13 protein-coding genes are annotated in these 12,493 nt (G+C 60.4%); 12 read left to right on the top strand and 1 reads right to left on the bottom strand.

The window, feature by feature from the left end; translation table 11 throughout:
• Window positions 1–9: 9 nt before the first annotated feature.
• The 8 genes from ACQKEK_RS08085 to ACQKEK_RS08120 all read left to right on the top strand — a co-directional run bounded on the left by ACQKEK_RS08085 (window position 10) and on the right by ACQKEK_RS08120 (window position 7,067).
• The gene (locus ACQKEK_RS08085) at window positions 10–600 is read left to right on the top strand and encodes a YggT family protein (RefSeq protein WP_045423695.1); all 591 of its coding nucleotides are present in this window, start codon (window positions 10–12) and stop codon (window positions 598–600) included.
• 113 nt (window positions 601–713) lie between these two features.
• Window positions 714–2,681: a dynamin family protein gene (locus ACQKEK_RS08090; RefSeq protein ID WP_499141943.1), complete on the top strand. Its 1,968-nt coding sequence runs from the start codon at window positions 714–716 to the stop codon at window positions 2,679–2,681.
• A gap of 81 nt (window positions 2,682–2,762) precedes the next feature.
• On the top strand, window positions 2,763–3,902 hold the full coding sequence (metX, locus tag ACQKEK_RS08095) for a homoserine O-succinyltransferase MetX (RefSeq protein WP_499141944.1): 1,140 nt from the start codon (window positions 2,763–2,765) through the stop codon (window positions 3,900–3,902).
• A 9-nt stretch (window positions 3,903–3,911) separates the two neighbouring features.
• On the top strand, window positions 3,912–4,511 hold the full coding sequence (gene metW / locus ACQKEK_RS08100; RefSeq protein WP_499141946.1) for a methionine biosynthesis protein MetW: 600 nt from the start codon (window positions 3,912–3,914) through the stop codon (window positions 4,509–4,511).
• Window positions 4,512–4,534: 23 nt separating this feature from the next.
• Window positions 4,535–4,957: a DUF4426 domain-containing protein gene (locus tag ACQKEK_RS08105; RefSeq protein ID WP_128120399.1), complete on the top strand. Its 423-nt coding sequence runs from the start codon at window positions 4,535–4,537 to the stop codon at window positions 4,955–4,957.
• Entirely contained in the window at window positions 4,954–5,550 is a 597-nt protein-coding gene (gene rdgB / locus ACQKEK_RS08110; protein WP_499141948.1) for an RdgB/HAM1 family non-canonical purine NTP pyrophosphatase, read from the top strand. The genes ACQKEK_RS08105 and rdgB overlap by 4 nt, the downstream gene beginning before the upstream one ends.
• Window positions 5,547–6,734, top strand: coding sequence for a radical SAM family heme chaperone HemW (hemW, locus tag ACQKEK_RS08115; RefSeq protein WP_499141950.1), 1,188 nt, complete (start codon window positions 5,547–5,549; stop codon window positions 6,732–6,734). The genes rdgB and hemW overlap by 4 nt, the downstream gene beginning before the upstream one ends.
• A 9-nt stretch (window positions 6,735–6,743) precedes the next feature.
• Complete coding sequence (locus ACQKEK_RS08120; RefSeq protein ID WP_046161601.1) at window positions 6,744–7,067, top strand: DUF3392 domain-containing protein; 324 nt, start codon at window positions 6,744–6,746, stop codon at window positions 7,065–7,067.
• A gap of 6 nt (window positions 7,068–7,073) precedes the next feature.
• On the opposite strand, the gene ACQKEK_RS08125 is transcribed toward ACQKEK_RS08120, so the two are convergent.
• On the bottom strand, window positions 7,074–7,592 hold the full coding sequence (locus ACQKEK_RS08125) for a DUF5064 family protein (protein ID WP_499141951.1): 519 nt from the start codon (window positions 7,590–7,592) through the stop codon (window positions 7,074–7,076).
• Between the two features lie 37 nt (window positions 7,593–7,629).
• On the opposite strand from ACQKEK_RS08125, the gene arcD reads away from it, so the two are divergent.
• The 4 genes from arcD (at window position 7,630) to arcC (ending at window position 12,485) form a co-directional block, all read left to right on the top strand.
• On the top strand, window positions 7,630–9,057 hold the full coding sequence (gene arcD / locus ACQKEK_RS08130) for an arginine-ornithine antiporter (protein ID WP_499141952.1): 1,428 nt from the start codon (window positions 7,630–7,632) through the stop codon (window positions 9,055–9,057).
• A gap of 99 nt (window positions 9,058–9,156) precedes the next feature.
• The gene (gene arcA / locus ACQKEK_RS08135) at window positions 9,157–10,413 is read left to right on the top strand and encodes an arginine deiminase (RefSeq protein ID WP_499141953.1); all 1,257 of its coding nucleotides are present in this window, start codon (window positions 9,157–9,159) and stop codon (window positions 10,411–10,413) included.
• Between the two features lie 53 nt (window positions 10,414–10,466).
• Window positions 10,467–11,477 carry an ornithine carbamoyltransferase gene (locus ACQKEK_RS08140; protein WP_499141954.1) on the top strand — a complete coding sequence of 337 codons (1,011 nt, stop codon included), beginning with the start codon at window positions 10,467–10,469 and terminating at the stop codon, window positions 11,475–11,477.
• A gap of 84 nt (window positions 11,478–11,561) precedes the next feature.
• On the top strand, window positions 11,562–12,485 hold the full coding sequence (gene arcC, locus ACQKEK_RS08145) for a carbamate kinase (protein ID WP_128120403.1): 924 nt from the start codon (window positions 11,562–11,564) through the stop codon (window positions 12,483–12,485).
• Window positions 12,486–12,493: the final 8 nt, after the last annotated feature.

Genomic DNA, 12,493 nt, shown 5'->3' on the forward strand with positions numbered 1-12,493 from the left:
GGAGCCTTCATGTCGCAACTCTCGCAAGCCCTGATCCTGATCGTTCAAACGCTAGGCAGCCTGTACCTGCTGATCGTCTTGCTGCGCTTCATCCTGCAGCTGGTCCGGGCAGACTTTTACAACCCACTGAGCCAGTTCATCGTCCGCGCCACGCATCCGCTACTCAAACCATTGCGTCGCGTAATCCCCAGCATCGGCGGGCTCGACCTGTCGTCGTTGGTATTGGCGATCATCGTCCAGGTCCTGCTAATGGCCGCTATCCTGATGATCGCGTTCGGCACCATCGGCAATCCGCTGCAGCTGCTGGTCTGGGCGATCATTGGCGTGACCGGGCTGTTCATCAACATCTTTTTCTATGCGCTGATCATCAGCGTGATCCTGTCCTGGGTCGCACCTGGCAGCCACAACCCCGGCGCCCAATTGATCAGCCAGATTTGCGAACCGGCACTGGCACCGTTCCGCCGCCTGCTGCCGAACCTGGGTGGGTTGGATATCTCGCCGATTTTTGCGTTTCTGGCAATCAAACTGATCGACATGCTGGTCATCAACAACCTGGCGATGATGACGCACATGCCCAACATCCTGCGTTCGCTCATCTAAAACCGAAACCGCCCATAGCCTCGTTTAGCCTTTTGGGCGGTGGATCACAAAAGGCTCGATTGACCCGTACCCGGCGGCAGGGATAATCGCCCCCTACGCCATCAGGAAGCACCATGCTCATGGAACGACTCGACCGGCAGGTGGATGCCTATGTCTCCTGGAAACGCGACCTGATCCGCGAAATCACGCGTTATCGCAGCTGGCTGGCGCACAACCGACTGAACTCCGATGTGGTTGAAGCCAGACTGGACCGTGCACTCAAACTGTTACGCACTGACCACATCACCCTTGCGTTTGTCGGCGAGTTTTCCCGCGGCAAGACGGAGCTGATCAACAGCTTGTTTTTTGCTGGCTACGGCCAACGCATCCTGCCATCGCGGGCCGGCCGCACCACCATGTGCCCGACTGAGTTGTTCTTCGATCCACGTGCGGAGCGTTCATACATTCGCCTGCTGCCGATCGAGTCCCGCCTGGAAGACACCAGCATCGCCCAGCTCAAACGCACCCCGCATCTATGGACCAACATTGCACTGGATCCCGCTAACCCTGACGCCATGGTCGAAGCGTTCGGCCAGGTTGCCTCTACCCGGTCGCTGCCCGCGGAGCAAGCCATTCAGCTGGGCTTCCATCCCGACGCGCTGGAGGTGTCCGATGTCGACGGGGAAGTGATGGTGCCGGCCTGGCGACACGCCATGGTCAACTTCGATCATCCCCTGCTGCGCCAAGGCCTGCGCATCCTCGACACACCCGGCCTCAATGCCCTCGGCAGCGAGCCGGAGCTCACCCTGTCGATGCTGCCTAACGCCCAGGCGGTGATTTTTTTGCTGTCAGCCGATGCTGGGGTGACGGCAAGCGACATGAGCATCTGGGAACAGCACATTCGCCAACTCGACGACGGTGGACAAAACCGCTTGTTCGCTGTGCTTAACAAGATAGATGTCCTGTGGGACGACGTATCCGGTGACGCCTTCGTCAGTGAGGCGATCCAGCGGATGCAGGCCACTACGGCGCAACAGCTGGGTATTGCCATCAAGGATGTGCTTCCACTCTCAGCAAAGCAGGCCCTGCTGGCCAAAATTCGCGGCGACGAGGACCTGCTCAAACGCAGTCAACTGGTTGAGCTGGAGCACCTGCTCTGTGAGCGCATTCTCGCCCAAAAGGAGCGCGTGCTTGAGCAACAGGTCGTGCGCCAGGTGCTCGCGCTGCTGCAAAACAGCCAGCACATCCTGACCCAGCGACTGGCCAAGGTGCGCGAGCAATGCGAACTGCTCGACAGCCATCGCCAGGATAGCGGCCAGATGCTCATGGAGCTCACAGCCCGAACCCGCCATGACCATAACCAGCACCATAAGCGTTTGCTGCAGTTAAAAACCAACCAGCGACTGCTGCAACGTCAGGGCGAGCTTCTGCGTTCGACGGTGCGCCCAGAACGTCTCGAGGAACACCTTGCCCGACTGCGTCGCAGCCTCACAGGTAGCCTGACCACACTGGGCATCAACCTGAGCATCGTGCATTTCTTCCGCTCCGTAGAGCAGGATCTTGGTGCGCTTGAGCACGAGGCGGCATTGGCAAACAAGATGGTCTCGGCCATCTACCGGCGCCATAACGACGAAAACCCGCTGCACGGGGTAGACGCCCCGCTGTTCCGTCTGGCGCGATACCAGAACGAACTTAAAGGCCTGCAAAGCAAGGCCGACCAATTTCGCCTGCAGCTCAAGACTCTGCTCACCGAGCAGCGCACCTTGACCCGACGTTTCTTCGCCACCCTTGTACAAGAGGTGGTCATGATGCATCAACGGCTGCGCCAGGAAGCCGAGCATTGGGCCAACGAAGCGCTGCTTCCGCTGATGCAGCATTCGCTGGAACACAAGCAGCAGCTGGAAGCGCATATGCTGCGCCTCAAGAGCTTGGCGCAGGACAGTCAGCAAAGCAGCCAGCGCGGCCGCCTGCTGACGCGTTACAGCCTTGAGCTGGAACAACAACTGGCCCAGGCCGGCGAAATGCTGCGACTGCTGCGAAAACCCGCACCGATCCGCCGCCAGGGCAAAGTCGTCAGTCTCACCAGTGCCAGCATCGGCTGACACCGAAGTTGCGATTGAGGATGAATTGAGGCGCGCTAACCTTTAGACTTTGCCGCCTTCTTCCAGTACGAGCCAGGGTCGATGCCCACAGCTATTCCAGCCGATTCCGTTGGTCTGGTGAGTCCGAAGGTCGCGCATTTCGCCGAGCCGCTGGCACTCGCCTGCGGCCGCACGCTGAACGCTTACCAGCTGATCTACGAAACCTACGGCGAGCTGAACGCCTCGTGCAGCAATGCCGTGCTCATCTGCCACGCGCTTTCAGGCCATCATCATGCGGCCGGCTTCCATGACGCTGAAGACCGCAAGCCCGGCTGGTGGGATAGCTGCATCGGTCCGGGCAAAGCCATCGATACGAACCGCTTCTTTGTGGTCAGCCTGAATAACCTCGGCGGCTGCAATGGTTCGACCGGCCCCAGCAGCATCAACCCAGCAACCGGCAAGCCTTATGGCGCTGACTTCCCAGTCGTCACCGTGGAAGACTGGGTCAACAGCCAGGCACGCCTGGCCGACATGCTGGGCATTGAGCAGTGGGCCGCAGTGGTGGGCGGCAGCCTCGGTGGCATGCAGGCCATGCAATGGACCATGAGCTACCCGGAGCGCGTCCGCCATTGTGTGGCGATCGCCTCGGCACCCAAGCTGTCAGCCCAAAACATTGCGTTCAATGAGGTGGCGCGCCAGGCCATCTTGTCCGACCCGGAGTTTCACGGCGGGCATTTTCAAGAGAAGGGTGTAATCCCCAAGCGGGGCCTGATGCTGGCGCGGATGGTCGGGCACATCACCTACCTGTCCAACGACGCCATGGGCACCAAGTTCGGCCGTGGACTCAAGAGCGAAAAGCTGAATTACGATTTCAACAGCGTCGAATTTCAAGTCGAAAGCTACCTTCGCTACCAGGGCGAAGAGTTCTCCGGCCGCTTCGATGCCAATACCTATCTGCTGATGACCAAGGCGCTGGATTATTTCGACCCGGCGGCGACGCACGACGATGATCTGGCCAAGGCCCTGTCCACGGTGAAAGCGGACTTCTGCGTAATATCGTTCACAACCGACTGGCGCTTCTCACCGGAGCGCTCGCACGAAATCGTCGACGCGCTGATGGCGGCGCGCAAGAACGTTTGTTATCTGGAGATCGACGCCCCTCAAGGCCACGACGCCTTCCTGATTCCGATCCCTCGATATCTACAGGCCTTTCGCGGTTACATGAACCGCATCGCCGTATAAGGAACCTATATGCGCGCCGACCTGGAAATCATCCAAAACTGGATACCGGCGGGAAGCCGCGTGCTCGACCTGGGCTGCGGTAATGGTGACTTGCTGGCATGGCTGCGGGACAACAAGCAGGTGAGCGGCTATGGTCTGGAAATCGATGCAGACAACATTGCCGCCTGCGTCGAAAAAGGCGTCAACGTCATCGAGCAGGACCTCGACAAGGGCCTCGGCAACTTCGCCAGTGACAGTTTCGACATGGTGGTCATGACCCAGGCACTGCAAGCGGTCCACTACCCGGACAAGCTGCTCAAGGAGATGCTGCGAGTCGGACGCGAGTGCATCATCACTTTTCCCAATTTCGGTCATTGGCGCTGCCGCTGGTACCTGGCCAGCAAAGGCCGCATGCCGGTGTCGGATTTCTTGCCTTACACCTGGTACAACACGCCGAACATTCACTTCTGCACATTCGAGGATTTCGAGCGGTTGTCCCACGAACTTGGCGCCCGGGTGCTCGAGCGCCTAGCCGTGGACCGCCATCACAAGCACGGTGTGACGAGCCGCTTGTGGCCTAATCTGATTGGTGAAATTGGTATCTATCGTGTCACCGGAGCCGTCCGCTGACCGCTCATTGCTGGAGGTAATCCATGAGATCTCGTTTGATATGCCTGCTCGCCCTGCTCTTTGCGCTACCCGCCGTGGCTGAGCGCAAACACAGTGTCGGCGAATACGACGTGCACTACATCGCGTTCAATTCCGGCTTCCTGCAGCCTGACATCGCCGCCGCTGCCGGCCTCGTGCGCAGCAAGACTCAAGGCGTGGTTAACCTATCGGTGCTCAAGTCCGGCAAACCGACTGCAGCTCAGGTCAGTGGCACGGTGAAGAACCTGCTCGGTCAGGATTACCCGCTGGACTTCAAGCAACTAAAAGAAGGCGACCAGGCCATCTACTACTTGGCACAGTTCCCCTTCGGCTCGCGAGAAACCCTGCGCTTCAACCTGAATGTGCAGCCTGCCGGCGCCCCAGCGATCAATTTCGACTTCAGCCAAGAATTCTTCCCGGACGAATGATGCTCTTCAAAGAACTGGTACTGGCCAGCCACAACGCCGGCAAGCTAAAGGAACTGCAGGCCATGCTGGGCGACGCCGTACGCGTGCGTTCGATTGGTGAATTCAGCGACATCGAACCGGAGGAAACCGGGCTTTCCTTTGTCGAGAACGCCATCCTCAAGGCACGCAATGCAGCGCGTATATCCGGCTTGCCTGCGCTGGCCGATGACTCGGGGCTGGCGGTTGATCACCTGGGTGGTGCGCCGGGCATCTACTCGGCGCGCTACGCAGGCGGCCAGGGCGACGCGGCGAACAATGCCAAACTGCTCGACGCCCTGAAGGACGTGCCGGATGCCGAGCGCGGCGCTCAGTTCGTCTGCGCGCTGGCATTACTGCGGCATGCCGACGATCCGCTGCCGATTCTCTGCGAAGGACTGTGGCAGGGCCGCATTCTGCAAAGCGCTCAGGGGGAGCATGGCTTCGGTTACGACCCTCTGTTCTGGGTGCCGGAACGTGACTGCTCCAGCGCTGAGCTGGCACCGAAGGACAAGAACCAGCTCAGCCACCGCGCCCGCGCCATGGCCCTGCTCAAGCAGCGCCTGGGGATCGCATGACAGCAGCCCCCAGCGGCGGCGCTCCGGAACCGCCTGCGGTAGCGCATCTGGAACTGACGCCACTGGCGGCCTACGTTCATATCCCTTGGTGCGTGCGCAAATGCCCGTACTGCGACTTCAACTCCCATGCTGCCGGCGCCTCGCTACCCGAAGACGCTTATGTGCAGGCGCTGCTGGCGGATCTGGATGCCGATCGGGAGCAGGTACAAAGCCGCAGGCTGACGTCGATCTTTTTCGGTGGCGGCACGCCGAGCCTGTTCTCCGCCAGTGCGCTGGAACGAATCCTCGAAGGCATGCGGCAGCGCGTCGGGTTCGCCGATGACATCGAAATCACCCTGGAAGCCAACCCTGGCACGTTCGAACAGGCGAAATTCCGCGACTACCGCAGCCTCGGCATCAACCGCTTGTCGATTGGCGTGCAAAGCTTCCAGCCCGCCAAGCTGAAGGCTCTTGGCCGCATTCACGATGGTGACGAAGCGATCCGGGCCGCCGATATGGCGCGCGCGGCGGGCTTCGATAATTTCAACCTCGACCTGATGCATGGTCTGCCTGAGCAGAGCCTGGAAGACGCGCTGAGTGATCTGCGCATCGCCATTGACCAGCAACCGACGCACCTATCTTGGTATCAGCTCACGGTCGAGCCGAACACCGAGTTCTGGAGCAAACCACCCCAGCTGCCGGAAGACGAGACCCTGTGGGACATTCAGGAAGCCGGACAGGCGCTGCTCGCCGCACACGGCTATGGTCAGTACGAAACCTCGGCTTATGCTCAACCCGGCAGGCAGGCGCGGCACAACCTCAATTACTGGACCTTTGGCGACTTCCTTGGGCTGGGCGCGGGTGCCCATGGCAAGTGGACCGCACCGAATGGCCAGATCCGCCGGCACTGGAAGACCCGCCTGCCGAAAGACTATCTCGATCCGGCGAAACGCTTCCGCGCGGGCAACAAGCAACTCGCGCGGGACGAATTGCCCTTCGAATTCCTGATGAACGTGCTGCGCCTCACCGACGGTGTCCCATCATTGTTGTTCACTCAGCGCACCGGTCTATCGTTGGACTTGCTGGCCGAGGGACGACGAGACGCGGAAGCACGCGGCTTGCTTGAACCCGACCCGCAGCGGCTGGTTGCGACCCCCAAAGGCCAGCTTTTTCTCAATGACCTGCTGCAACTCTTCCTGCCTTAAGGACCCTGCATGGATCTCGTACTCGACCTCATCGCCACCCTGTCGCGCTGGAGCCGCCACCACCTGTTCGATATTTCCCTGGCGATCATGGCGACCCTGTTTGTCCTGTTCGGCCCGGCATTGAACGCCTGGGTGCAGAAGAACATCGGCGGGCTCAATTTCGTCCTTCGCACCCTGGCGTTCGTGGTCTTCTGTGCACTGGTCTACGGCCTTGGCATCATCTATCTCAGCCCCTGGCTAGCCAAGGGGTTGGCACAGTTCAACAACTACACCCTGGCGCCGGTACTTCTGCTCGTGCTGTTCATCATCGGCGTGGTCGCTGACCGAAACTGAACTGAACTAGTCTTCTCGCAAAAAACGATCGAGGTCCACAGGCTCGCCGGGCATTCCGTGCAGCTGGTCGCGCAGATCCTCGAACATTGGATCGTAATCCGCGTGAAATGCGAACAGCACATCCGTGTGCAGGTGCAGACCGCGCTTGCGCAGGCATTGACGGATGCGCTGCAGGAAATTGAAAGCCACGTCGCGGTGCATTTCAAACCGTTCGTCAATCGGTGTCTGATCGACCTTCCCATGCAGGTGGAACGAGGCCCATTCTGGCTTTTGCTGTGGCCCTTCGACGTGGTATTCGAGTATCAAGTGATACCCGGGAAAGCCGTCCGATGGCAATCGGCTGACTTCCACATGACCTGGTCTGAACACGACATCCCCCTTCATTCGATTCTTGACTCGCAACAGCTCTAGCTCGGCATCTTCCGTGCGGTATGCACAACCTTCACCGCCGAGCGCATCCTTGCACCCCCACCTCAGCGCTTTGTTGACCACTGTCATGACCATGTCGTGCAGATAGGCATTCAATGGCCTCGACTAAGCACGTTCCTTGAAGGAGACAGGTATGGTCACGGCCTCGAAACAATTGAAACTCAGTGCGCTGATCGCATTGGTGGTGGGCTCGATGATTGGCGGCGGAATCTTTTCGCTGCCGCAGAACATGGCCGCGAGCGCCAGCGCCGGCGCGATCCTCATCGGCTGGGGCATCACAGCCATCGGCATGCTCACCCTCGCCTTCGTCTTCCAGACTCTTGCCAACCGCAAGCCAGACCTTGATGCAGGCGTTTATGCCTACGCCAAGGCGGGCTTTGGCGACTATATGGGTTTCTCGTCGGCCTGGGGCTACTGGATCAGTGCCTGGATCGGCAACGTCAGCTATTTCGTCCTGCTGTTCAGCACCTTAGGCTATTTCTTCCCGATCTTTGGGGAGGGCAACACCTTGCCGGCTGTGATCGGCGCATCACTGGTGCTTTGGGGTGTGCACCTGTTGGTTCTACGTGGCATTCAGCAGGCCGCGTTCATCAATCTGGTCAGCACTATCGCCAAGATCGTGCCGCTGATCATGTTCATCGTCATTGCCGCCATCGCCTTTCGCCTGGAGGTATTCACGGCGGATTTCTGGGGCCGCGGCAATCTGGAGCTGGGCAGCGTCATGCAGCAGGTGCGCAACATGATGCTGGTGACCGTATGGGTCTTCATCGGCATCGAGGGCGCCAGCGTCTACTCTGCGCGTGCCGAGCGACGCAACGATGTCGGCAAGGCAACCGTGATCGGCTTCATTGGCGTGCTCGCGCTACTCGTGCTGGTCAACGTCCTGTCCATGGGGATCATGAGCCAGGCTGAGCTTGCGGGCTTGAAGAACCCTTCGATGGCCGGGGTACTGGAGCATGTAGTTGGACGCTGGGGCGCAGTGCTGATCAGTGTCGGCCTGGTGGTGTCACTGGCCGGCGCCCTGCTCTCTTGGACCCTGCTATGCGCGGAGATCCTCTTTGCCGGGGCACGCGACCACACCATGCCGAGCTTCCTGCGCAAAGAAAACGCGAATCACGTTCCCGTTAACGCGCTCTGGCTCTCCAACGGGCTGATCCAATTCTTTCTGATCATCACCCTGTTCAGCGCTTCGACCTACCTGAGCCTGCTCTACCTCGCCACTTCGATGATCCTTGTGCCCTATTTCTGGTCCGCGGCCTACGCGCTGCTGATCAGCATTCGGGGGGAAGGCTACGAGAATGCGCCTGGTGAGCGGCGCAAGGATCTGCTGGTGGCCGCCATTGCCACGCTGTATGCACTCTGGCTCGTTTACGCCGGTGGCGTGCAATACCTGCTGCTTTCTGCGCTGCTTTACGCGCCAGGCGCGCTGCTGTTCGCCAAAGCCAAGCATGAACGCGGCGAGCCGGTGTTCACCACGGTCGAGAAGCTGATCTTCGCCGCGGTCGTGATAGGCGCTGGCATCGCGGCCTACGGTTTGTACGACGGTTTCCTTTCGCTTTGATCCTTTAGGCGTCAACTGCGCCTACTCCTCGACCATTGCCACGAGCGATGGCGAACCACTGAGCACCTACCGGTGCGAAGACCTGCAAGGAGAACTGCTATGACCCCGCAACCCCAGAAACTGGGTGTTCATTCAGAAGCCGGAAAACTGCGCAAGGTACTGGTCTGCTCACCAGGCCTAGCCCACCAGCGACTGACCCCAACCAACTGCGACGAATTGCTGTTCGATGATGTGATGTGGGTGAATCAGGCCAAGCGCGATCACTTCGATTTCGTCACCAAGATGCGTGAGCGAGGCGTTGAAGTCCTCGAAATGCATAACTTGCTGACCGAGACGGTAAGCAATCCTGAGGCGCTGAAATGGATCCTCGACCGCAAGATCACCGCCAACCAGGTCGGCATTGGCCTGCAGAATGAAGTACGCAGCTGGCTCGAGGAGCAACAGCCCCGGCTCCTCGCTGAGTACCTGATCGGCGGCGTCTCGGGCAGCGACCTGCCGGGCACGCAAAGCGGCGAAATCGTCAGCATGTTCCGCGACTATCTCGGCCATTCGAGCTTTATCCTGCCGCCGCTGCCCAACACGATATTCACCCGCGACACCAGTTGCTGGATCTACGGGGGCGTATCGCTCAACCCCATGCACTGGACAGCACGGCGTCAGGAAACCCTGCTCACCGCGGCGATCTACCGCTTCCACCCACAATTTGCCGACCAGGACTTCAAGGTCTGGTATGGCGACCCGGAACTTGATCACGGCCTGGCCACACTGGAGGGCGGCGACGTGATGCCCATCGGCAATGGCGTGGTCCTGATCGGGATGGGTGAGCGCAGCTCCCGCCAGGCGATTGGCCAATTGGCCCAATCACTGTTTCGCGAGGGTGCAGCCGAACGAGTGATCGTCGCCGGCCTGCCTCGCTCGCGCTCGGCAATGCATCTGGACACGGTGTTCAGCTTCTGCGACCGGGATCTGGTCACCGTCTATCCCGACGTAGTGCAAGGCATCGTCGCCTTCAGCCTGCGCCCGGACGAAAGCAAGACCGGCGGCATTGATGTGCGCCGCGAAAGTTCGAGCTTTCTTCAGGTGGTTGCCGAGGCCCTCGGGTTACCCGCTCTACGCGTAGTCGAAACGGGCGGCGACAGCTATGAAGTCGAGCGCGAGCAATGGGACGACGGCAACAACGTCGTCGCGCTGGAGCCGGGCGTAGTCATCGGCTACGACCGCAACACCTTCACCAATACCATGCTGCGCAAAGCCGGTGTCGAGGTGATAACCATCAGCGCCAGCGAGCTGGGCCGAGGCCGCGGCGGTGGCCACTGCATGACCTGCCCGATCGTTCGCGACGCAATCGACTATTGATCACGGCGCCGGGCCTGGGCCCGGCAAGCCCCCGAAACACGAGGAATTCCACCATGCCCTTCAATATCCACAACCGTAGCCTACTCAGTCTGATGCACCACAGCGAACGCGAGCTGCGCCACCTGCTCGACCTGTCCCGTGATCTGAAACGCGCCAAATACACAGGTACCGAGCGCCAGCATCTCAAGGGCAAGAACATCGCGCTGATCTTTGAAAAAACCTCTACCCGCACCCGTTGCGCCTTCGAGGTGGCGGCCTACGACCAGGGAGCGAACGTCACCTACATCGACCCCAACTCCTCGCAGATCGGCCACAAGGAAAGCATGAAGGACACCGCGCGCGTGCTGGGGCGCATGTATGACGCGATCGAGTACCGCGGTTTCAAGCAGGAGATCGTCGAGGAACTGGCCCGCTACGCCGGCGTGCCGGTCTACAACGGCCTGACGGATGAATATCACCCCACGCAGATGATTGCCGACGTGATGACCATGCGCGAGCACAGCGACAAGGCGCTGCATCAGATCAGCTATGCCTACCTCGGCGATGCGCGCAACAACATGGGTAATTCCCTGCTGTTGATCGGTGCCAAGCTGGGCATGGACGTACGCATCGCTGCGCCCCGCGCACTCTGGCCAAGCGAAGCGCACATCAAGGCCTGTCAGGATTTCGCCGCACAGAGCGGCGCGCGGCTGACGCTTACCGAGGACCCGATCGCAGCCGTAGAAGACGTCGACTTCGTGCACACCGATGTGTGGGTGTCCATGGGTGAGCCGGTCGAGGCCTGGGCCGAACGCATCGAGCAGCTGCTTCCCTATCAGGTGAACACCGCGCTGATGCAGGCCACCGGTAACCCGCGCAGCAAGTTCATGCACTGTCTGCCTGCGTTCCATAACAGCGAGACCAAGGTGGGTAAGGAGATTGCGGCCAAGTACCCGCACCTGGCCAACGGCATCGAGGTCACCGAGGACGTGTTCGAGTCGCCCTACAACATTGCTTTCGAGCAGGCGGAAAACCGCATGCACACCATCAAGGCAATCCTGGTTTCGACTCTGGCCGACGTCTGAACCTGCACCGCCCCCCTTCGACCGAAGAGGGGCCAAGGGCGAGGCGGTTCAGAGCCGCCTAACCCGTATGAGGAAGAACACACCATGCGACTAGTCATTGCTCTGGGCGGCAACGCCCTCCTGCGCCGCGGTGAGCCCATGACCGCGGAGAACCAGCGCGACAACGTCCGTATCGCTTGCGAACAGATAGCCAAGGTGGCGCCGGGAAACGAGTTGGTGATCGCCCACGGCAACGGCCCGCAAGTTGGGCTGCTGGCACTCCAGGGTGCAGCCTATGACGCGGGCAACCCTTTCCCGCTGGACGTGCTCGGCGCCGAAACCGAAGGCATGATCGGCTACATCATCGAGCAAGAGCTGGGCAATCTGCTGCCGTTCGAGGTGCCCTTCGCGACCTTGCTGACTCAGGTCGAGGTAGACGCTGCCGATCCAGCATTCAAGCACCCGAGCAAACCGATCGGCCCCGTCTACAGCCGCGAAGACGCCGACCGCCTGGCGCGGGAAAAAGGCTGGCATATCGCTGCCGATGGCGAACGTTTCCGCCGAGTTGTTCCAAGTCCGCGACCGAAACGAATTTTCGAGATCCGGCCGATCCGCTGGCTGCTGGAAAAAGGCAGCGTGGTGATCTGCGCCGGCGGAGGCGGCATTCCCACGGTTTACAAACAGGGTGGTCGGCTTGAGGGCGTCGAGGCAGTGATCGACAAGGACCTCTGCTCGGCGCTACTGGCCGAGCAGCTCGAAGCCGATCTGCTGGTGATCGCCACGGATGTCGACGGGGTCTACCTGGACTGGGGCACGCCGCAGCAGCACCGCATCAACGAGGCCCATCCCGACCAGCTGGAACTGCTGGGCTTTGCCGCAGGGTCGATGGGGCCGAAGGTTCAGGCAGCATGTGAGTTTGCCCGCAACACCGGAAAAGCTGCGGTAATCGGATCGCTAGCCGACATCGAAGCGATCGTGCAGGGCCGCGCCGGAAGCCGCGTCAGCCTGTCGGCACAAGGCGTGTCATAGCCAAAAAC

This window comes from Pseudomonas sp. NPDC077408 (assembly GCF_050269105.1).
Lineage (GTDB): Bacteria > Pseudomonadota > Gammaproteobacteria > Pseudomonadales > Pseudomonadaceae > Stutzerimonas.